Source organism: Methylophilus sp. DMC18 (genome assembly GCF_056314005.1).
In genome coordinates this window covers 481377-503642 of sequence record NZ_JBQUZE010000002.1, presented here as the reverse complement: position 1 = coordinate 503642, position 22266 = coordinate 481377, and the positions used below count along the sequence as shown (strand labels likewise).

Below are 22266 nucleotides of genomic sequence, written 5' to 3'. Positions count from 1 at the left end.
AAGCCCAATCATCGAATGACTTTTGAACCAAATAAATAACACTTATTTTTTAGCGAAGGAAGGATTGGTCGCAATATAAGACTTCACGCCAGACAAAATCGCATTGACCAACTTATCCTGATAAGCATCATCATTCAACCTGGCTTCTTCTTCAGGATTGCTGATAAACGCCGTCTCGACCAGAATCGAAGGGATATCCGGTGATTTAAGCACCGCAAACGCCGCTTGTTCAACATACTTGGAATGGAGCGTATTGATTTTAGCGATGCGTCCCAGCACGGCTTTACCCATGCGGATACTGTCGTGAATAGTGGCCGTTTGCGACAAATCGAGTAAGGTTCTTGCCAGGTCCATATCGCGGGTATCAATCGCCACACCACCAATCAAGTCTACCGCGTTTTCCTTTTTCGCCAGGTAGCGGGCGCCAGCACTGGTGGCGCCACGCTCAGACAGGGCAAACACAGAAGACCCTTTGGCGGTGCTGTTCACAAACGAGTCGGCATGGATGGAAATAAACAAGTCGGCCTTGGCCGCGCGTGCTTTTTTGACACGGTCTCCCAGTGGCACGAAATAATCGCCATCGCGGATCAGGATCGCTTGCATGTTTTCTTCGGCATCGATCTGTTGCTTGAGCTTGCGCGCAATGGCCAGGGTAATGTTCTTTTCGTGGCTGCCATTGGAACCGCGTGCACCAGGATCTTCACCGCCGTGACCGGCATCGACGGCAATGGTAATGAGTTTTTGGCCAGGTTTTGCCTGTTTGAGTGGTTTTTCAACCGGCTTGTCGGCCACTTTTTCCGCCGGTTTTTCGGCAGATTTTTCCACCGTTGGATTGGCATTGTCTGGTGTGGGCTCGGCTGCTTTTTCAGCAGGTTTGTCGTCTTGACGTGGCACTTCTTGCAATTGCCGGGAAGGTGTCAGTACCGGGTTCGCCATGGCTGACTCGACAGGACCACTCGCAGGGCCTATGCTGATGGCCAAGCGTTGTTGCGAGCTGCCCGCATTCATATCGGTGACCTGCGGTTTAATATCAGATTTGATGTCAAAAACGATACGCGCCGTTTTCTCGGTAAACGGCGCAATGCGGATTTTAGACAGATAAGGATGTTGGGCATCCAACTGCAGCGCGAGCGCTTTCAGGGTCGGGCTGATGGCAACGCCGTCCATATCAATCACCACGCGGAATGGATTATCCAGCGTGAAGACACGGTATTTGACTTGCTGGTCGAGCAAAAGCTCGACATGTGCCTGACCGCCTTGCTGCTGCAAATTGGCCAGGATGACTTCAGCGGCATGTGCGGCCTGACTCAGGATGAAGAACAGGACTGGCAATAGCCAGCCCAGGCAATGCTTACGATTTACTGGCATAGTGTTTCCAAGGCCAGCGCCTGCTGACTTGTGATGTGCAGCACGCGGCCGTGCGGCAGGATATCAAAGCGAATCTCGATGTCTGCGACAGGCAATAGCTCGGCTGCACGCTCAGGCCACTCGACCAGGCAAACACTGGCAGGGTTGAAATAATCGCGGAAGCCGGCAGCTTCCCACTCTTCTGCATCCTGAAAGCGGTAAAGATCAAAGTGATAGCACGTGGCGAATGGCAGCATATAGGATTCCACCAGTGTATAGGTGGGGCTTTTCACTTTGCCGACATGACCCAAGGCATGTAGCATGCCACGCACCAGCGTGGTTTTACCGGCCCCCAGATCACCGTGCAGGTAAATGACCTGCCCAGGCTGCAATTGCTTTGCCAGCACGCTTGCGGCATGCACGGTCGCTGCTTCGTCTTTTAAAATCTGTGTAGAATACGTTTCTGTCATGTCACATCAATCACATCCCGTCCCGATTCAACTGCCAAATGTTCATGTCGCTGCGCAAATGGCAGCGACCATCAAGGGCTGGGCGCGAGAACTGGGGTTTGGCAATATCGGCATTAGCGATACCGACTTGTCTGCCGCGGAGCCTGAATTTTTAAAGTGGCTGGACAAACAATACCACGGCGACATGGATTATATGGCAAAACATGGGACCAAGCGAACCCGTCCGGCAGAATTGGTGCCTGGCACCTTGCGCGTGATCTCGGTCAACCTCAATTATTTGCCCGCAGATGCAGCCGACGGCTGGCAGGTGCTGGAGAGCCCTGAGCAGGCTTATGTCGCCCGCTATGCCATGGGGCGCGATTACCATAAAGTGATGCGGCAAAAATTGCAGCAATTGTGTACCCGCATCAGCGAGACCTTTGGCAGTTTTGAATACCGTGTATTTGCCGACAGTGCGCCGGTGATGGAGGTGGCACTGGCGACCAAAGCGGGGGTGGGATGGCGTGGCAAACATACGCTGCTACTCAATCGCCAGCAGGGATCATGGTTTTTTCTGGGGGAAATTTATACCAACCTGCCGCTACCCGTGGACCCGCCCATCTCAGCACATTGTGGCAGTTGCACTGCGTGTATTGATGTCTGCCCGACCGCTGCCATCGTTGCACCTTACGAACTAGACGCCCGCCGCTGTATCTCTTACCTCACCATAGAACATCAAGGCAGCATTCCCGAGGAGTTAAGGCCACTGATGGGCAACCGGGTGTATGGCTGTGACGATTGCCAGCTAACCTGCCCGTGGAACAAATTTGCCGTCAAGACCTCAGAGCCCGACTTTGCGGTACGGCATGGACTCGACAGCTTGAGCCTGGTGACCTGTTTTGGCTGGACCGAAGCTGAATTTCAGCAAAAAATGGCGGGGAGCGCGATCTACCGCATAGGCTACACGCAGTGGCTGCGCAATATTGCCGTCGGCTTGGGTAATGCGCCGACGTCGATGGCGGTGATTGCAGCACTGAAGTCACGGGCACAGGATGAAAATGCCTTGGTGCGGGAGCATGTGGTCTGGGCACTGGCGCAACACCAGGCGCACACGCATGAAGGGTTATGCTGAGCGGGTGGTGGACTCGGCCAGCAAGGCAGCACCCAGCATGCCAGCAATATCGCCAGAGCGAGATAGATGAACCACGACCTTGCCTCTGAGTACCGGAATCAAGTCAGCTTCTAGCCGTTGATAAAACGCCTCAGACATCAGCGACCATGCGGCAACCACGCCACCGCCAATCAAAACGGTGCCGACATCAACCACCTTGAGTACACTCGCCAGCATTTGCGCCAGTTTGCGACCAGCATCCGCGTAGACTGCGCGCGCATGTTCATCGCCCTGCTCCGCAGCCAGCGCAATCTCCAAAGCACTCCTTGTCTGGCCAGTCAACTCGGCATAGCCTTTGCTGATGCCGGTGGCAGAAGCATATTGCTCGACGCAACCTCGGTTACCACAGCCACACAAGCGGCCTTGATGCTCGACAATAATATGCCCGGCCTCGAGCGCATAACCATGCTGCCCGGCCCAAACATGACCATTCACGACCAAGCCGGCACCCACTCCGGTGCCCAGGCCCAGATACAGCAAGCCACCAGCAGGCTGACCAAGCAGGCTAAATTCCCCAAAGGCTGCAGCATTGGCATCGTTCTCGACCCGGATATTGAAACCAAGTCGGGCACCCAGATCGTGGCCCAGATTCACGTTCAACAAGCCCGGTAAATTGGGCGATTGCGCCAGGATGCCCGTGTGCGGATCAATAAAGCCGGGAAAACCAATGCCTATACTCTGAATCGCCGGATATTTTTCGAGCAATGGCTGGATGGCTTCTGCCGTAACTGCAATAATCTTTTGCCAGGCCTGTGCTGGCGAGTGCTGCTTGCAAATGGCAGAATAGTTTGCCTCAAAACGCGTTTCTTCAATCAGGCGCAGATCAGAAAACACACCTAAACGCAGATTGGTCCCGCCCACATCCAGACCCAAACGATAAACCGGAGTCACATCACGCATGGAAGCGGCCACTTTCTTCAACACTGTGTCTAAAAGACAATAATTTCTCTTCACTCAGTTGCGACCATTGCATGCGCCAGCACCAGTTACCTTCTATGGTGCCTGGCGTGTTCATGCGCGCCTGGCTATCCAGCGCGAGAATGTCTTGCATGGGAATAATTGCCAGCTTGGCCTGGCTCTCCAGGGTCAGTTTAATCAGGGCGGCGGGCATTTGCGGAGGATGTTGATTCAGGTAATCATGTAAATGATTACGCACATGCTCTGGCGCGGTGAGGTACCAGCCCAGGGTGGTATCGTTATCATGTGTGCCGGTATAAGCGACGCTGTTTTGTTCTATGTTTTCTGGCAAGTAAGGATTATCCTCACCGCCACCAAACGCAAACTGTAAAATTTTCATGCCAGGCAAGTCGAATCCATGGCGCAAGGCATCCACCTCTGCGGTGATAATGCCCAAGTCCTCAGCCACCAGACTCAGCTCCGGGAAGGTCTCGGAGATGGCGTTTAACAGCGCTTCACCTGGCGCCTCTTGCCAAGTCCCGTTAATGGCAGTGGGCTCTTCTGCGGGGATTTCCCAAGCGGCCTGCAAGCCCCTGAAGTGATCAATCCGTAGCACATCAAACAGCTGTGCCTGCGTATCGATACGCCCCAGCCACCATGAAAAGCCATCTTTTTGCATGGCTAGCCAGTCGTAATGCGGATTCCCCCAGCGTTGTCCGGTTTCAGAGAAATAGTCTGGCGGCACACCCGCTACGACGGTCATGTTGAGGGTGTCATCCAGCTTGAACCATGCGTGATGCGCCCAGACATCGGCACTGTCGTAAGCGACAAAAATCGGGATATCGCCAAACAAGCGAATACCGCGCTGATTGGCGTAACGCTTGAGCTGCGCCCATTGCTGAAAAAACACATACTGCGTAAACTTAATCAGCGTCAACGGCTCCTGGTGCGTGACCCGATAAGCTTGCAAGGCTTGTGGATCATGCTTGCGGTAAGCTTGTGGCCATTGCTGCCAGCTTTGATTATGGTGCTGCTCACGCAAGCAGCCAAACAAGGCAAAATCTTCCAGCCAGTATTGCTGCGTCTGACAGAATCTCGCAAACCCGGACCAGGACAGGCCATGGCCTTCGCCATGTGTGGGGGCGCTGCCTGACTGCACGCGCGCCATGACTTTGGCCATCAACGCAGGCAAACTCAGCGCGAGCTCATTGGGCAGACACCAGCCATCAAGCTGCAATTGCTGCGCGCTGATCATGCCACTATGTCCTGCATGCGCGGAGACACTTTGATAGGGCGACTGGTCTCCATGTGGCTGGTTGACCGGCAAGGTCTGCCACACCGATACGCCCATTTTGACCAGGGTGTCTACAAAACGATAGGCCTCTGGGCCGAGATTGCCCTCAGGCAATGAAGTGATGTGCATCAGCACACCCGCTTGTCTATGTTGCGTCATGGATTGGCATTCAAATCAGTTGAAAGAATCAGGCGTTGCCCCGGCGCATGGTGCCTGCATTTTCGGCATCGCCACCGCCCAGGCTGATGGGTTGTAACAAATGTGCAGGGGCTGTCAGGCCAAGTAATTTGTACAGGTTGCTCAAATTACGGCGATAGAGCTGGTCAAAACTTTGTACGCTTTGGGCGCTGTTGTAATCGCCAAACCACCAGAACCAGTCCGAACCTTCGCACAGGGCCAATTGCTGCTGGCACTTTTGTTTCTGTTCGGCTGAAAGTTGGTGTATCTGTTGATCATAATGCCGCTTGGCTTCGCACAACAGATCCCAGGCACGGTTTTTGGCCGGTTCCCCAATCCAGGTACTAAAGGTGCCATAGACCCAACTCCCGGCGCAAATATCATCCAGCAAGCGTGGCGCTGGCAATGTGTGTTTCTGCTGCAAAGCGAGAATATCGCTAAAAGTCGTCATCTGGATATCCGGATGCTGCGCCAGCGCCTGATAGAGCTCGTGCAAGAAATAATAACCGTTGTATGGATAGTATTCCCAGGCATTCTCGCCATCCAGAATCACGCTAACCACCGGCGTCTCTTCACTGTTGGCCAGGATATGCTCCAGCGACTGAATAAAGTCATGCACCGCTTCGCTTGCGTATTGCTTGGAATACTCAAAACCAATTTTGTCAGACAGATGGTCGTCACGGAAAAAGCACACAATATCCTGCTGACCATTGGTGATCTTATAAGGCTGATACAGGTATTGCGCTGGCGTGTCGTGCGGCAGCCCAAGTTTACGCAAGCTGTTAGCCAGCACACCCTGGCCAGTGGCTGCCCAGGCTACGCCCTGCTCTGCCAGCAACGACAGTGCAGGATGCGAGACCGCGCCTTCAGCAGGCCACATACCATTGGCGGGCTGACCAAATATTTTTTCATGATAGCGCTGTGCCGCCTGCACATGAGCAATCGCACGCGGATAACCGTCTGGATAGGTGGCTGACTGCGGCAACGGCGCATCGGGCATGGCGTCACGCGCACTTTCCAAATCAATGAGCAATGGCAAGATGGGATGGTAGTAAGGCGTGGTGGTCATTTCAATGCGGCCTTTTTTCAGCAAGGCCTGATAGCGCGGCAAAATGCCTTGCAAGGTCTCGCTAATCACGGCTAACAGCGCTTGCCTGTCTTCCAGGGTAAACAACACGCCTTTTTGCATCAGGGTTTGCACAGTTTTGTTTTTGCGGCGCAAGCTCTCCCCCGTCCATGCCAGGTGGTACCAGACCAGCAAGTCCGCTTTATATTGCGCCGAGAGATAATGAAACTGGCCGTTTTGCATGATAGGCGCCACCAGTTCATACAGCTTGAGCAAGCGCTGATAATGCGGAAAAGGACTCAACATTTTTTCATGGTGTGCCTTGAAACAGCTGTCCACAATCAGGCGACACTCTTCATCCGTGATGTTTTCCAGATTGGGATTTGCCAGCAAACGCAGTAATGGGTCGCGCCACTGTCCGGACCGTGACTGCTCAGCATAATCTTCGAGCTGCTCCACCAGAATAGGTACAAAGTTGAACGTTACCCTGGCGTTTGGATTTTGCTCCAAGTGAAAGGCCATATCACTGTAATCCTTGAGCGCATGCAAATACGTCCATGGCAGCACAAACTCGCCTGTCACCAGATCACGGTAATCCGGTTGGTGCATGTGCCAATATAAATTCAAGAGCAATTTTTTATCGGACATCCTTCAACCTCTTTCACTCATTCAATGACTGTAAAACTACTTCACACGGTATAAATCTTGGCCCAGCATGTCGGGTGTGACCAATACGATGCCTTTTTCAGAGACATGAAAGCGCTTTCTATCGCGCTCCAGATCGACACCGATCTGCATGCCAGCAGGAATCTCGCAGCCGCGGTCTATCACTGCGTTGCGCATGATGACCCCCTCGTTAATTTTGACCTTGGGCAGCACTATAGCGCCATCCAGATCGGAATAATCCGCCACATGCACGCCGGAAAAAAGCACTGAGTTAGACACGCAAGAACCACTGATCAGGCAGCCCCCTGACACCAGCGAGTCTGTCGCCTTGCCCGTACGGCCTTCATCCTTGAATACAAATTTGGCCGGCGGCAGTTGTTCCTGATACGTCCAGATCGGCCATTCACTGTCATACAGATTGAGCTCTGGAATCACCTTGGTCAGCTCCATATTGGCTTCCCAGTAGGCATCTATGGTTCCCACATCCCGCCAGTAAAAGTTGTTGCCTTGTGCACCAACGCAACTATCGGTAAATCGGTGCGCCTGTACCCGGTATTTTTTGATGATGTAAGGAATAATGTCTTGCCCAAAGTCGTGGTGTGACTTGCGGTCATAAGCATCCCGGATCAATTGTTCGTACAAAAATTTGGCATTGAAGATATAAATACCCATGCTGGCAAAAGCCACCTCGGGATTGTTCGGGCTAGGCTTGGGATGCGCTGGCTTTTCATCAAAGGCGATCACGCGGTCGGTGGCGTCCACCTCCAATACCCCAAACCCTTTGGCGTCTTCGAGCGGCACATTGATGCAGGCAATGGTCATATCGGCATTGCTGCGTGCATGCGTCGCCAGCATTTTGCCGTAGTCCATTTTATAGATATGGTCGCCGGCCAGGACCAGAATATATTCGCCGCCATTCTCTCGCAGCAAATCAATATTCTGATAGACCGCATCAGCCGTGCCTTTGTACCATTCCTCGCCCAGACGCTGCTGGGCAGGAATAATGTTGACGTATTCGTTAAACTCCCCACGCAAAAAGCCCCAGCCGCGCTGAACATGCTGAATCAGGCTTTGCGCTTTGTATTGGGTCGCCACATTAATGCGGCGGATGCCAGAGTTAATGCAATTAGACAAGGGGAAGTCGATAATGCGGAATTTGCCACCAAACTGTACAGCCGGTTTGGCCCGCCAGTCTGTGAGGTTTTTTAACCGGCTGCCACGACCACCCGCCAGGATAATGGCAACGGTATTTTTCGTCAGGTTACTGATAAACCGGTCGGAGGGACGTTCTTGCCGCCGGTTGGCTTTACGACGTTCAACAAACTCTGCTACTTGAGACATGATGCTATTCCTGTTTTTCCTGATCCTGGGAACCAGCCTACAGTCATTATTGTCAGCGTTGCGCGTTTCAGCAGAGACGACACAAGGCTTTGCATCTGCAGGTCTGACATCCACAGTCTGCATGATAATTGGGGTAAAGACAACGAAATTCCGGGGGCGAATGACGTAAATCTTAACTTTTTTTGATAGCATGGAATCTGCTTAACCGGATACCGACAGCATGACTGCCAAAGCTTCTCATCAAATTGCCACCGACAATCATCATTTGCAACGGATTTTAGACGCCACCCATCATAATCCCTTTGAATATTTGGGGTCGCATCAGGATGCGAAAACCAAGCGCTGGCAGGTGCGTGTGTTCATACCAACGGCAGAACAAGTATGGCTCAACAATGGCAAAAATTGGCAGCCCATGCAGCAGGCGCATGCCCAGGGCTTGTTTATTTACGAGTCAGATAATCCGATTTCAACCCCTGCCCTACTGCAAGTTCAGCCCAAGGGGCAAGCTAGCCGTTACGAAACCCTGGATGTCTATGGTTTTGACAGCACCGTGTCTGCCGATGACCTGTATCTGTTTGCTGAAGGTCGTTTTTACCAGGCCTACAATACCCTGGGCGCAGTCCCCATGCAGGTGAATGGGGTGCCAGGCGTCCGGTTTGCTGTCTGGGCGCCCAATGCGTCACGGGTCAGCGTAGTTGGCAACTTTAACCAGTGGGATGGCCGTATCCATGCCATGCGTGTCATTGGTAGCACCGGTGTTTGGGAGTTGTTTATTCCCCACCTGACCGAACATGATTTATACAAATTTGAGATCCGCAACCGCGAGCATGGCTATGTCATGCTCAAGGCCGATCCCTATGGCAGAGCCTTTGAGCCTAGGCCCGGCACGGCCAATCGTATCTGCCACAGCAAGTATACCTGGCAAGATGATGGCTGGTTGCAGCAACGCCAGCAGCATGACTGGCTGCATGCCCCCTTTAACTGTTATGAAGTGCATTTAGGCAGTTGGCAACGAGACCCAAACGGCCACTTTATGGGCTATCGCGCCATGGCAGAGGCGCTGATTCCACATTTGCTAGAGATGGGCTATACCCATATCGAGCTGTTACCAATTGCCGAACATCCGCTGAATGAATCCTGGGGTTATCAGGTGACGGGCTACTTTGCCCCCACCCAGCGCTATGGCAGTCCGGATGATCTTAAGTATTTTATTGACCGCTGTCATGCCGCCAATATCGGCGTCATTCTGGACTGGGTCCCTGGTCACTTCCCCAAAGATGACTGGGCGCTGGCGCGTTTTGACGGCACGGCGCTGTATGAACATGCCGACCCCCGCCTGGGTGAACATATGGACTGGGGCACCTATATTTTCAATTATGGCCGCAATGAAGTGCGCAGCTTTTTACTCAGCAATGCTTATTACTGGTTGCAAGAGTTTCACATTGACGGCTTGCGTGTGGATGCCGTGGCGTCCATGCTCTACCTGGATTACTCGCGCAAAGATGGAGAATGGTTGCCTAATGTCTATGGCGGACGTGAAAACCTGGACGTGATCGAGTTTCTCAAGCAACTGAACGTGATGGTGGGCGAACGCTTCCCCGGCGCATTGACGATAGCCGAGGAATCAACGGCCTGGCCCGCCGTTTCGCGACCGGTCTATGCCGGGGGCCTGGGGTTCAGTATGAAATGGAATATGGGCTGGATGAATGATGTCCTGACCTACATGCAACTGGATCCGGTCTACCGCCAATACCACCATAATCGCCTGACCTTTGGTCAGATGTACGCTTATTCCGAGAACTTTGTCCTGCCGTTCTCGCACGACGAAGTGGTCCACGGCAAAAAGTCCTTACTCGAAAAAATGCCTGGGGATGATTGGCAAAAATTCGCCAACTTGCGTCTGTTGATGACCTTGCAAATGACCATGCCAGGTAAAAAGCTCAACTTTATGGGCAATGAAATTGCCCAGCGCCGTGAGTGGCGTGTCAACCAAAGCCTGGACTGGCATTTACTTGAAGACACTGCTGCTGACCATGACCTGCATCGAGGTATACAGCGCGTTTGCAAGGACCTCAACTGGCTCTATCGCCATCAAAGCGCACTCCATGCCCATGACTTTGATGCACAGGGCTTTCAATGGATAGACTGCGAAGATGCCGCGCAATCAATATTAAGCTACGTCAGACGCGGCAAAGACCATAGTTTTGTTATAATCCTACTTAATTTCACACCGGTACCGCGCCATCAATACCGTTTGGGCGTACCACAATCGGGTTACTATCAGGAATTGTTTAACAGTGACGCCGCTTGTTATGGTGGCAGCAATGTTGGTAATGGTTCCGGCTGTCCTAGTGACCCCGTGCCATGGATGAACCAGCCAGCCTCCATCAGCCTAAACTTGCCGCCACTTGGGGGTGTCATACTTCAGTTACAATAACTGGTTACACTGACTATATGATGTAGCCTGGCAGTAAAGATTTTTGGCCAGACAAGAAAATTCAGAGATTGCCTTGTCTGGCCCCGTAAATTTAATTGACTTGAAAAACGATAGTAACAACACGACATGGCAAAACTAACCACACATCCGAGCTGGCATGCGCTGAACCAGCATCAAATTGAAATGCGCGATGTTCAAATGCGCGATCTGTTTAACCAAAACCCCAAACGCTTCGAAGAATTCAGTTTAACGGTGGACGACATCCTGCTGGACTACTCCAAGCACCGTATCACTAAAGAAACCCTGTCCCAGTTATTCCAGTTAGCGCGCGACTCAAATATTGAGCAATGGCGCAGCCGCATGTTCAGCGGCGAAAAAATCAACATTACCGAAAAGCGTGCAGTGCTGCACACCGCCCTGCGTAACCGCAGTAATACACCGGTGTATGTGGATGGCAAGGATGTGATGCCAGAAGTGAACGCCGTACTGGCGCAAATGCGGGCCTTTACCGAGCAAGTACGCAACGGCCAATGGACAGGATTCACCGGCAAACGGATTACCGATATCGTAAATATCGGTATTGGTGGCTCAGACCTCGGTCCAGTCATGGCATGTGATGCGTTAAAACCCTACGCCAGCCCCAACTTGAAAGCCCACTTTGTTTCCAACATTGATGGCGCGCACTTGATGCGTGTGCTGGAAGTCTGCGACCCTGAAACCACCCTGTTCATCGTTGCCTCCAAAACCTTTACCACCCAGGAAACCATGACCAACGCGCACTCAGCGCGCCGCTGGTTCCTGCAAGCAGCTAAACAAGATCAGCATGTGGCCAAACATTTTGTCGCGCTGTCCACCAATGCCAAGGCCGTGCAGGCATTCGGCATAGACACCAACAACATGTTTGCTTTCTGGGACTGGGTAGGTGGTCGTTACTCCCTGTGGTCAGCCATCGGTCTGTCCATTGCGCTCTATGTCGGCATGGACAACTTTGAACAGTTGCTGGCAGGCGGTCACGCCATGGATCAGCACTTCTTGTCGGCGCCACTGGAACAGAACATGCCTGTCATCATGGCCTTGCTGGGTGTCTGGTACAACAATTTCTTCCATGTTGATACGCACGCGATTTTGCCTTATGACCAGGGCATGTCTCGCTTTGCGGCCTATCTGCAACAAGCAGACATGGAAAGTAATGGCAAATTTATTTGCCGTGACGGTAGCCGCGTCAGCTACAAAACGGGCCCGGTCATCTGGGGCGAAGCTGGCACCAATGGCCAGCATGCGTTTTACCAGTTGATTCACCAGGGCACACAAATGGTTCCGGCAGACTTTTTGATGCCAGCCAACAGCCATTACAAAGTGGGTAGCCCAGACGATCAGCACCATAAAATCCTGCTGGCTAACTTCCTGGCACAAACCCAAGCCTTGATGTTGGGCAAAACCCGTGAAGAAGCACGTGCCGAACTGGAAGCACAAGGCATGAGCGGCCAGGCACTGGAAGATCTGCTGCCGCATAAAGTGTTTGAAGGCAACCGCCCAACCACGTCTATCCTGTTTAAACAGCTCACACCCTTTACCTTGGGTAAACTGATTGCGCTTTATGAGCACAAGATTTTTGTGCAAGGCATGATCTGGGACATTAACAGCTATGACCAGTGGGGTGTGGAATATGGTAAGCAGATTGCGAGCCAAATTCTGCCACAGCTGAATACCAACGAGCCGGTAAACAGCTTTGATAGCTCAACCAACGGCTTAATCAATTACGCGAAGAAAATTTCATAGCATATTGATTAATATTAAAAAAGGCCTCTATTGAGGCCTTTTTTTATTGTGCGGTGCTATCTCAAGCGCCCCTAAACCAATTGGTTCTTGATGGCGTAATGGGTGATATCGGCATTATGTTTAAGATGCATTTTTTCGAGCAGCCGCGTCCGGTACATGCTGACCGTTTTCACCGACAATGCGAGTTTATCTGCAATCTCACTGACTGACTGCCCGGAAGCAATCATGCGCATGACCTGAAACTCGCGATCTGAAAGGGTTTCGTGCAAGGCCACCGCATAATCATTCCCCACCTGCTCGGCCAGAATCTCTGCCACGTTGGGGGTAATGTATTTTTTGCCTTTGGCCAGCGTGTGTATGGCGGTGAGCAATTCTTCTGACGCCGTATGCTTGCACAGGTAGCCAGAAGCGCCAGAACGAATGGAGCGCACGGCATACTGCTCTTCCATGTACATGGAAAGCATCAAGATGTTGAGCGCAGCATTTTCTCGCTTGATGAGCTTTAAGGCTTCTATGCCAGTTTTATCCGGCAACGAAATGTCCAGTAGCATGACATCGGCAGCCACTTCACGTACACATTTAATCGCCTGCGCAACATTCTCCGCCTCACCGACGACATCAATATCCCCACTCGCAAGCAATATTTGCTTGATGCCAGAACGTAAGATGGCATGGTCATCTACGATAATGACTTTTATTTTTTGTATATCCAACCTGACCCCTCTGTTTTGCTGGTTGCACCATGGCTAATCCAGAAACTGCGCTGTTGATTGTAAATCGGATCAGCCATTCTGTCACGACTCTGCGGGCTTGAACGGTGCTTGCACCCGGATACAAGTGCCAGACGCGGCGCTGGAAGATTCAATCTGGCACTCGCCCCCCAGTGCCGCGGCCCTTTCCTGCATACCTCTCAGGCCAAATGCGTTCGATTTGATCTTGTCGGCAGGGGCAATGCCGATGCCATTATCCGTGATGTTCATGAATAACAGCTGATCCTTGAGGCTGAGCTCCACTTCGACCGCATTGGCCTGCGCATATTTGGCGATGTTCGAGAGCGCCTCCTGACAAATCCGGAACAACGCCATGGATTGGTCGGGATCACACTCCAAATCATGACAATTGGTGAGAAATTTTGCCGAGATGCCTAATTGTTTTTTGAACTGGCTCACCTGCCACTCCAGCGCATCCACCAGCCCCAGATCGAGAATGTTGGGTCGCAAATTGCCAGAAATACGATGTACGGAATCAAACGTCTGGTTGATGATCCCTTGCAACAAATGCGCTTGCTCGAGGTTGACCGGCTCACCGGCCTCAATTTGCTGGATGATGGTCGACAAGCCCAGCTTCATCGCGGTCAGGTTGCCGCCGAGGTCATCATGAATTTCACGCGCAATCGACACGCGCTCCTGCTCTTTGACCTGGTTCAAGTGCGCCGTCAGTGCCTGCAGATCTTGCCTGGCTTGCTCGATCTCCTGTTTTTCATGCTTGCTCTGGCTAATATTGAGCATAATGCCATCCCATTGCACCGCGCCCTGCCCCAAGTCTTGCACGGTAGCCCGGATATTGACCCATTTCATGTCTTGCCAGTCGGCAATCCAGATTTGTCCTTCCCAATCCAGGCGCTTGTGTTGCCGGGCGGATTTTTGCAAGTTTTGCTTGAACAGATGGGCGGAAGGTTGATCCATGGCATCAAACAGGGTGTTGGCATCCTTGAGCAATGCTGCGGCCGGGATACCCAGCAAGGCTTCGCAGCCCTCACTCACATAAGTAAAAACCACTTGAGCATCTGCAGTCATATGCATCTGGAACACGAGTCCAGGAATGCTGGAAACAATGGCGGAGAATCTGCGCTCGCTTTCATGCAAGGCGTGTTGGACACTATCAATAGGAAAATGGCTGGCTGGCGTAGACACATGGCACCTCAATCAAGATGCCAGCTAGCATATCATGCCAACCCACGGCTGGATATGACAGTCAGTGATCCCGGATAAAACCGCTGTCGATCAACAAAGTGCTGACCAAGCGCACAAGCTAGGGATTGACGCTGCCAACTAGATCAGTTTCAGTCATCACCCGGTTTTTACCGCTTTTTTTGGCCAGGTACATGGCCTGATCTGCGCGCAACAAAATGGCACTGACATCGTCCTCTTTCTGGAACAAGGCGACGCCTGCACTAAAGGTGATGAGCAGCTTTTGGTTATTACCCATGAAGTACTCTTTGGTCAGTGATCGCTGCAAGCGCGACATAATGATCACCGCCTCTTGCAAGTCGGTCTTGGGCAGAATGACAACAAACTCTTCGCCGCCCATTCTGGTCACAATATCCGTCGGCCTCACCGCACGTTTAACCACTGAAGCCAGATGTTTGAGCGCAGCATCCCCGGCGGCATGCCCATGCTGGTCATTAAGCGATTTAAAATTATCGATGTCGAGCAAAGCCACACTAAATGACTCACCGCTACGCTGAAAACGCGCAATCTCGGCCTGGAAGGCATCGTCCATACCGCGGCGATTGAGCACGCCGGTGAGTTGGTCAATTCTGACGACCTCACTCAACTGCTGCAACTCCAGTTGCAATTGATCAATACGGTCTTGCGTATCCGTTGCCTTGCGCTGTTGGATAAGCAAGTCATCGCGCGAACGCAGGATGTCGGTCTGCATGACAGAAGTATCGCGCATCAACTGGTTGACCAGCTCATTAATTTTAATCAAATCATCAGTTTGAGAGAGCTCTTTGGCATAGGTCTCGATTTTGCCACTGTAGAGTTCGCTGGCTTCACCCATATATTTGAGCTTATCAATAAAAGTACTGATTAAGGTTTTAAATGAGTTCCTCGCCTCAATCAGACTGTGCTTGACCAGTCCTTGCTTGTAAATAACCTCTTTGAGGCTTTTTTCGGCTTGTTTAAGCTTGGTTCTATCCAGCGGACCGGTAATAATCGACTGTACAGCATAGACCTGACCACTCAGCCAGCTATCTTCAGCCACCAGTTCACCGATATTTTCCAGTAGCAAATGCAACAAGTCGATAATGTCGCCGCGCACGTCATCTTCTTGCGCGCCAATCACCTCGACCCGCATCAATAACGCTTTGAGTGACTTGGCCAAAGCCTCCCACTCTTTCAGCTTTTTGGCGCGCTCGGCAGATTCCTGCAAGGCCACCGCTTCCGCCTGCAAGTCTGGATACCCTTGCAAACGGGGAATCAAGCCCAGGTAAAGTGTTTGCTTCAACAAGGTCTGCAAAATGGTAAAAGCGCCATGGAACTGCTGTACTTCAGAGGGCAAACCTTGTTCACTGGATATATCCAAGACAGGTTGCGACGTCGATGCTGTGGCCGCGTCAGCCGCATCAGTCAAGGCAATCCCCTCAACCCGGGCTTCAGAAGGCAACCACATATTCGCCATGCCGATCAACTTGTCGGACAGGCTCTCGTCATCACCAAAATTAATGAGCACACGTTCCAGCGTCTCACGCTTTCTGGCAGTATCTATGCCACTGCGCTTGTCGTCCCAGGCTTGCAATAAAACACGAATCGCCTTGGGCCATTTGGTGGAATGACTAAGCTGCTGTTGCATGGCCTCAGTCAGCAATTCCCCCAATCCTTGCCAGTTATCCTGTTTCAGGACTTTTTCCCAGCGGTTAATCCAGTTGGTTTGCTCCAGGGTGTCGTGGGGCAACTGCTTCAGTGCCTTGCGCAACGCACTGGCAGCATCCTCCTTCACCGGTTTACCTGCAATCTCATAGTAAATTTGCATGTAATTGTCCGGTGTCGGTTCGACACGCCTGACAGCCATTTGCTTGATGGTTTCACGTGCAACTTCTGAAGCTGTCATGGATGATCCGTTTGCTGCCATCGTTTTCTGCCAAATCACACTAAAATTAATAGGATGCAAATATTATGCGGGGCGATGATTGGAATTTATTGGTGTATAAGAAGGTAAATAATTGTTTATTTCAGAAGCTTTACCTCTGCAGGTGAAATGGGGCACGGCGAAAATAAGGCGGTAAAAAAACGTTTTTGCGTTACAATAGCGTCCGCGGGCCTCCCCGCATTGTAAGGTAGCCAACCTGGTCAGGTGCGGAAGCAAGCAGCCACAACTATCGAGCAAGTGCCGGGGGTTGGGCTCGCCCCTTCTCTCCAGCCCTTCTGTTTGTCATGCCAGCGTTGATCTCAATGTTATGGTTTGTGGCAAGCATGAGTCGGCAAATTAGGCTAAAGTACAGGTTTGCCTTATTGCTTTTAATCAGTAGAGTGCGCGATGTCTTACCAAGTGTTGGCGCGTAAATGGCGCCCCAAATCTTTTGCCAGTCTGGTGGGCCAGGACCATGTAGTCCAGGCCCTGAGCAATGCTCTGAGCCAACAGCGCCTGCATCATGCTTACCTGTTTACCGGCACCCGTGGCGTCGGCAAGACCACCCTATCCCGTATTCTGGCAAAATCGCTGAACTGTGCGACCGGCATCACCGCAACGCCTTGCGGCGAATGCGAAGCATGCCGTGCGATTGATATCGGCCGTTATGTAGATTATGTGGAAATGGATGCAGCCTCTAACCGTGGCATCGCAGACATGGTGAGCTTGCTGGAGCAGGCGATCTACGCACCGTCTTCCGGCCGTTTCAAGGTCTACATGATAGACGAAGTGCATATGCTGACCAAAGAGGCGTTTAATGCCATGCTGAAAACGCTGGAGGAGCCGCCTGCCCACGTCAAATTCATTCTGGCGACCACAGATCCACAAAAAGTCCCGGTCACCATTTTGTCGCGCTGCCTGCAATTCAATCTGCGCCAAATGGCCAGCAGTACCATTACCGCCCATTTGCAAGACATTCTGAGCCAGGAGCAAATTCCATTTGAGGCGCCCGCATTACAGCTGATAGCGCGTGCGGCCAATGGCAGTATGCGTGACGCGCTCTCACTGACCGACCAGGCAATTGCTTATGGCAACCAGTCCGTCCGTGAAAGCGATGTGCGTAGCATGCTGGGGGCGATTGACCAGAGCTACCTGTATGATTTGTTGCGGGCGTTGATCGCACAAGATGCAGCCAGCCTGCTCAATATCGCACAGCAAATGGAGTCGCGCAGCATTGGCTTTGAAAGTGCCCTGAACGACCTTGCAGCTTTGTTGCATGTGCTAGCTGTCGCGCAATACGCGCCGCAATCGATTGCGGACGATCACCCCGAGCGGCAGAACTTGCTGGAACTTGCTGCAGCCTTGCCCGCAGAAACGCTGCAGCTGTATTATCAGATTGCTATTTTAGGTCACCGCGATATTGGCCTGGCCCCGGATGCTTATGCAGGCTTTACCATGACGCTGTTGCGTATGCTGGCATTTAAAGCCGATGCAACGGCTACCACACCCGCGCCCCCGTCAAGCACAGAAGGTCATGGCCGTGGCAGCGCTCCGAGTATTGGCAGCGCGCGCGCCGCCTTGGCGCAAAGTTATCAAGCCAGCAGCGCAACCAACCCTGCAACAGCGGATCATGCGATGCGCAAGCGTGCGGTGGAACAGGCTCCCGAAAGTGCTACTGAACCAGGCGCATCTTTCACCACTGCCCCCCTGGCAGAAATGTCGCAGCCAGCGCTTTCGGCCCCAGCACCGACAGCCGTTGCCAGTGAAGCAGTACATGTTGCAATGCCTGAGACGCAAGAAACAAGCGCTGCATTGGACTGGGATGGCAACTGGCGCGCGCTGGTAGAGAACCATTTGAGCAAATTGGGCCTGGTACGCGCACTGGCACAAAATTGCGAGCTGGTCCAGTTTGAGGACGATGCCATGACATTGCGGATTAGCGAGTCACATAAACACCTGGCCAGTGCCAATTATCTCGAAAAACTCAATGCTGCTTTAAACAGCCATTTTGGCCGCCGCTTGCAACTGATCATCACCACCAGCCAGGAAGCCAATACGCCCGCCAGACAGCTGGCCGTCGAAAAAGCAGAATTACAGGATCAGGCTACACAAGCGATTATGAGTGACCGCTTTGTGCAAGGCCTGATGCAGGAAATGGGCGCAACGATAGTGCCAAATTCCATTAAACCCTTACATTAACCACACGTAACTTCAGGAGCAGACAATGATGAAAGGTGGCATGGGCAATATGATGAAACAGGCCCAAATGATGCAAGCCAATATGCAAAAAGCCCAGGCAGAACTGGCAAACACTGAGGTGGAAGGTATTGCCAGCAATGGCATGGTCAAAGTGACCATGACCTGTAGCAATGATGTGAAACGCGTACAGATTGATGACGCGGCCATGGATGACAAAGAAACACTGGAAGACTTGCTTATGATTGCGTTGAAAGATGCGAAAGCGAAAGCCGAAGCGACCAGTTCAGCGAAAATGAGTGGCCTGATGCCACCAGGCTTCAAGTTGCCGTTCTAGTGCCTGACGCCCACCCATATTATCGTCGACGCGGAGACCAGGCGTGAATCACCCGGCAGTTCTGGATCAGCTGATCAGTGCCCTGCGCTGTCTGCCGGGCGTGGGGCCTAAATCCTCCACGCGGATGGCCTATCACTTGCTGCAACGTGACCGTGAAGGTGCACAAAAGCTGGCAGCCAGTCTACAACAGGCGCTGGATAAGCTGGCGCATTGCGATTATTGCAACAACTTCAGCGAGCATCGCGTATGCAGCGTGTGCCAGGATACCCACAGAGACAAATCCACGCTATGTGTGGTGGAGATGCCGACCGACCTCATGATGCTGGAGAATACGCGTAGCTATCAGGGCCAATATTTTGTATTAATGGGAAAACTCTCGCCCATGGATGGCATTGGGCCCAAAGACATTCACCTGGATAAACTGCTCAAACGTGCACAGGACAGCGCGATAAACGAAGTGATTATTGCCACCAACTTTACCTCCGAGGGTGAAGCCACTGCACACTATATTGGGCAGATGCTCAAATCGCGTGGCATTCGCGTCAGCCGGATTGCGCGTGGGCTGCCGATGGGTGGTGAGATTGAGTATGTGGACAGTGGCACGCTGTCTACCGCGTTGCTGGAAAGAAAAGCCGTCACTTAACAGCAAAGCAATCGTCAAGCAGTCAAGATGACTGCCAGATTTGATGCCCTTGTGCCAAGACCTTAACAAGTTTTTAAGCAGACTTGTCTTTTATCTTCGTTTTCTCTCTTCATAAACACGCTGTCCTGTCGTTATACAAATGACGCCCTCCCGGTTGTTAATCAGGCGAGTCGTCATTATCGTGAGCTAATAAAAATAAAAGCAAGGTCGTATTCCATGGAATTATTTCTGCATACTTTTGACGCCAATAGTCATACCAACTCTGAAAGTCCGCATTTTTCAGGCATCAACACCGCATCTTTCAGTTATGAGACTGAAGCAGAACTACTGCAGATTTTAGACCGTATCATTCCCGAGGAGCCTGCACATACACTCAGAGATACCTGGGTGCTGGTGTCACAGGACAAGCAGGCCATGCATCCAATGGAAGCCTTGCAGGCCACCATGCCATTCAATACCTTTTATGCTAGGCATAAATACCCGTGGCTGCTGTCTGAGCTGACGCCACATGTGCAAATGCATTATCAACCGATTGTCGACTTTGGCCAGAGTGGCAAAGTGTTTGGCTTTGAAGCCTTGTGCAGACTGAAAACACCAGAAGGCAAGTGGCTCAACGGCATGGAGGCTTTCGCCCTTGCCACTGAGGTTAAACGCAGCCACGAGTTAGACCTGGCCTGCCAACAGTTGGCGCTGATGGGCAAGTCACAATCAATTTCTGTGGACAAGCCCCTCTTTATTAATGTGCTGCCACAAACAATCATGAGTCCGGGCTGGCTCAATTTTATTTTAAACCTCTTGAACCAGCAGCAGATTGATCGACGGGATATCGTCATCGAAATTGTTGAGAGTGAAAAAACCAATCCCGAAGTACTGGCGCGTTACTGTGATGAAATCCGTATGCATGGTCTGCGCATCGCACTAGATGACATGGGTTCCGGTTTTAACGGTTTGCGCATCCTGGCTGAGGTACGGGCTGACTTTATCAAGATAGACCGTGCCATTGTGCATGAAGCACAAGGCAGCCGTGTGAGGACAGTGTTACTTGAGGCGATTATTTCGATGGCGCAACGACTGGGATGCACCATTATCGCTGAAGGGCTGGAGCGCGTAGAGGATATTACCTATTGCCAGGATTTAGGCCTGCATTATGCCCAGGGCCATTATTTTGCCCAGCCACAAAGCACGCCGAGCGACAAGGTGGCGGCACTGCCCGTACGGGATGAAGCCCACCGTTCGCATATTCCTGATGATTTTCATATTGGTGAATATATTAGTCACGGCTTGACAATTGATGTCAGCAGCACGCTGGCTGAAGCCAGACGCTTGTTTAACGCGCATGCCGATATTGCAACGGCGGTGGTGCTGGACGGGCAAAAACCGCTGGGGGTATTGCGGCGGGGCAAAGTATTCTCCAAGAAACCCACAGGCCTGGGTGCTTGTTGCGACCCCTTGCCCAAGGTCATCAACCATAAACTGCCCTCTTCGGTGTTGGCGCGCATTTTTTATCTGGAGCGTGGCAATATCGACATCTGGATCACCGTCAATGACGAAGGCGGCTATGTCGGTATCTTGCAGCCGATGGAAATCATGGCTCAGTTGATCAGCCGCAAAACTGCTACCGGCAATCTTCACCCCTTAAGCCATCTGACGACAGGCCCGACACTCCGGCAAACCCTGGATAACAGCTTGCGTAACAATCCCAATACGCAACTGATCTACATAGATCTGGATCATTTCAAGGCCTATAACGACCGCTACGGTTTTATCCGTGGCGATGCCATGATACGACTCCTCTCCGAAATCATCCGACAGGAGTTTCAGGATAAAGCGGGCGTGATGGTAGGCCATATTGGTGGCGATGACTTTGTGCTGATCTATGATCATAAGGTGCCTACCCTTAATGACACCTTATTGCATATCATTAGCCAGTTTCAGGCCCTGGCCGTGCATCTGTATGACGCAACAGATCTGGAACGAGGATTTTTCACCACTGAAGATGGTAAGGATCACCCGGTCGCCAGTGTCTCGATTGCGGTGGTGAATGGCAAACAAGGCAAGCTCGAAAACAGCGTCATTGCCGCGGAACGCGCAGCGCTGCTTAAAAAGATAGGCAAAGCCAATATTGGCAGCATTGTGGTTGTAGAAGATACGCCGCCACAAACCATCCTGCCAAAAAAAGAATTTTATTCAGACTGGCAGCAAAAAGCACTGTCCGCCTTACAGTCGCTGCTACACACGCAACGCTCGACAGGCGCCCATGATTTGGACAGCTGCTTTGCCGAATTCCCCTTCTTTGAGGTGATCTTTGAGTTAGAGCCAAACGGTGTACAGCGCTATGCCAACTGGATAAATCCCAACATGTATGGAAAAATCAAGGCTGGCGGTGCAGGCATAGACCGGAGCCAACAAGCCTATTATCGTCGCGTGGCAGAAACTCAGGCGCCTTATATTTCAAGCATTTATCTGTCTACCGCAACCGAAGACTTCTGCCTCACGGTCTCTTTGCCTATTTTGGGTGAGGACGGCCAGCTGGCTAGTATTTTAGTCGCAGATATTAATATTGCGGCGATGGCGGTACTCAGCAGCAAGCGCAATTAGCTGAGCGGCAAGCGCA

Annotated in this window: 16 protein-coding genes and 1 other RNA gene; 8 read left to right on the top strand and 9 right to left on the bottom strand. The window is 51.9% G+C overall.

Features of this window, described 5'->3' with window-relative positions:
• Positions 1 to 42: 42 nt before the first annotated feature.
• Positions 43 to 1368, bottom strand: a complete 1326-nt coding sequence (locus ACT53G_RS06340; protein ID WP_476168974.1) for an N-acetylmuramoyl-L-alanine amidase — start codon at positions 1366 to 1368, stop codon at positions 43 to 45.
• The gene (gene tsaE / locus ACT53G_RS06335) at positions 1359 to 1817 is read right to left on the bottom strand and encodes a tRNA (adenosine(37)-N6)-threonylcarbamoyltransferase complex ATPase subunit type 1 TsaE (RefSeq protein ID WP_476168973.1); all 459 of its coding nucleotides are present in this window, start codon (positions 1815 to 1817) and stop codon (positions 1359 to 1361) included. The genes ACT53G_RS06340 and tsaE overlap by 10 nt, the downstream gene beginning before the upstream one ends.
• Here tsaE and queG point away from each other — a divergent pair.
• A complete protein-coding gene (gene queG, locus ACT53G_RS06330) occupies positions 1816 to 2928 on the top strand; it encodes a tRNA epoxyqueuosine(34) reductase QueG (protein ID WP_476168972.1) in 1113 nt (370 codons plus the stop codon). The two genes, tsaE and queG, sit on opposite strands and share 2 nt — an antisense overlap.
• On the opposite strand, the gene ACT53G_RS06325 is transcribed toward queG, so the two are convergent.
• The 4 genes from ACT53G_RS06325 to glgC are packed head-to-tail and all read right to left on the bottom strand — an operon-like array spanning position 2920 to position 8408.
• The gene (locus tag ACT53G_RS06325) at positions 2920 to 3867 is read right to left on the bottom strand and encodes an ROK family protein (RefSeq protein WP_476168971.1); all 948 of its coding nucleotides are present in this window, start codon (positions 3865 to 3867) and stop codon (positions 2920 to 2922) included. The genes queG and ACT53G_RS06325 overlap by 9 nt on opposite strands.
• Positions 3860 to 5317: a 4-alpha-glucanotransferase gene (malQ, locus tag ACT53G_RS06320; protein ID WP_476168970.1), complete on the bottom strand. Its 1458-nt coding sequence runs from the start codon at positions 5315 to 5317 to the stop codon at positions 3860 to 3862. The genes ACT53G_RS06325 and malQ overlap by 8 nt, the downstream gene beginning before the upstream one ends.
• A 28-nt stretch (positions 5318 to 5345) precedes the next feature.
• On the bottom strand, positions 5346 to 7049 hold the full coding sequence (locus tag ACT53G_RS06315; RefSeq protein ID WP_476168969.1) for a glycoside hydrolase family 57 protein: 1704 nt from the start codon (positions 7047 to 7049) through the stop codon (positions 5346 to 5348).
• 36 nt (positions 7050 to 7085) lie between these two features.
• Positions 7086 to 8408, bottom strand: coding sequence for a glucose-1-phosphate adenylyltransferase (gene glgC, locus ACT53G_RS06310; RefSeq protein WP_313987719.1), 1323 nt, complete (start codon positions 8406 to 8408; stop codon positions 7086 to 7088).
• 220 nt (positions 8409 to 8628) lie between these two features.
• Here glgC and glgB point away from each other — a divergent pair, with 220 nt between their 5' ends.
• On the top strand, positions 8629 to 10845 hold the full coding sequence (glgB, locus tag ACT53G_RS06305; RefSeq protein WP_476168968.1) for a 1,4-alpha-glucan branching protein GlgB: 2217 nt from the start codon (positions 8629 to 8631) through the stop codon (positions 10843 to 10845).
• A 126-nt stretch (positions 10846 to 10971) separates the two neighbouring features.
• The gene (pgi, locus tag ACT53G_RS06300) at positions 10972 to 12624 is read left to right on the top strand and encodes a glucose-6-phosphate isomerase (protein WP_275355392.1); all 1653 of its coding nucleotides are present in this window, start codon (positions 10972 to 10974) and stop codon (positions 12622 to 12624) included.
• Between the two features lie 71 nt (positions 12625 to 12695).
• Here pgi and ACT53G_RS06295 read toward each other — a convergent pair whose 3' ends face one another.
• From ACT53G_RS06295 to ACT53G_RS06285, 3 genes are all read right to left on the bottom strand, one after another.
• Positions 12696 to 13337, bottom strand: a complete 642-nt coding sequence (locus ACT53G_RS06295; protein WP_275355394.1) for a response regulator — start codon at positions 13335 to 13337, stop codon at positions 12696 to 12698.
• Between the two features lie 81 nt (positions 13338 to 13418).
• The gene (locus ACT53G_RS06290) at positions 13419 to 14537 is read right to left on the bottom strand and encodes a PAS domain-containing sensor histidine kinase (RefSeq protein WP_338654301.1); all 1119 of its coding nucleotides are present in this window, start codon (positions 14535 to 14537) and stop codon (positions 13419 to 13421) included.
• A 118-nt stretch (positions 14538 to 14655) separates the two neighbouring features.
• Positions 14656 to 16458 (bottom strand): GGDEF domain-containing protein, encoded by a 1803-nt coding sequence (locus tag ACT53G_RS06285; RefSeq protein WP_379076069.1) that lies wholly within the window; start codon positions 16456 to 16458, stop codon positions 14656 to 14658.
• Positions 16459 to 16661: 203 nt separating this feature from the next.
• Here ACT53G_RS06285 and ffs point away from each other — a divergent pair.
• The 5 genes from ffs to ACT53G_RS06260 all read left to right on the top strand — a co-directional run bounded on the left by ffs (position 16662) and on the right by ACT53G_RS06260 (position 22250).
• An RNA gene (gene ffs, locus ACT53G_RS06280) (signal recognition particle sRNA small type) lies at positions 16662 to 16758 on the top strand.
• Between the two features lie 126 nt (positions 16759 to 16884).
• Positions 16885 to 18675 carry a DNA polymerase III subunit gamma/tau gene (gene dnaX / locus ACT53G_RS06275; RefSeq protein ID WP_379076066.1) on the top strand — a complete coding sequence of 597 codons (1791 nt, stop codon included), beginning with the start codon at positions 16885 to 16887 and terminating at the stop codon, positions 18673 to 18675.
• 25 nt (positions 18676 to 18700) lie between these two features.
• Positions 18701 to 19009, top strand: coding sequence for a YbaB/EbfC family nucleoid-associated protein (locus tag ACT53G_RS06270; protein ID WP_194747725.1), 309 nt, complete (start codon positions 18701 to 18703; stop codon positions 19007 to 19009).
• Between the two features lie 43 nt (positions 19010 to 19052).
• Positions 19053 to 19652 (top strand): recombination mediator RecR, encoded by a 600-nt coding sequence (gene recR, locus ACT53G_RS06265; protein WP_194747727.1) that lies wholly within the window; start codon positions 19053 to 19055, stop codon positions 19650 to 19652.
• 216 nt (positions 19653 to 19868) lie between these two features.
• Entirely contained in the window at positions 19869 to 22250 is a 2382-nt protein-coding gene (locus ACT53G_RS06260) for an EAL domain-containing protein (RefSeq protein ID WP_476168967.1), read from the top strand.
• Positions 22251 to 22266 lie beyond the last annotated feature (16 nt).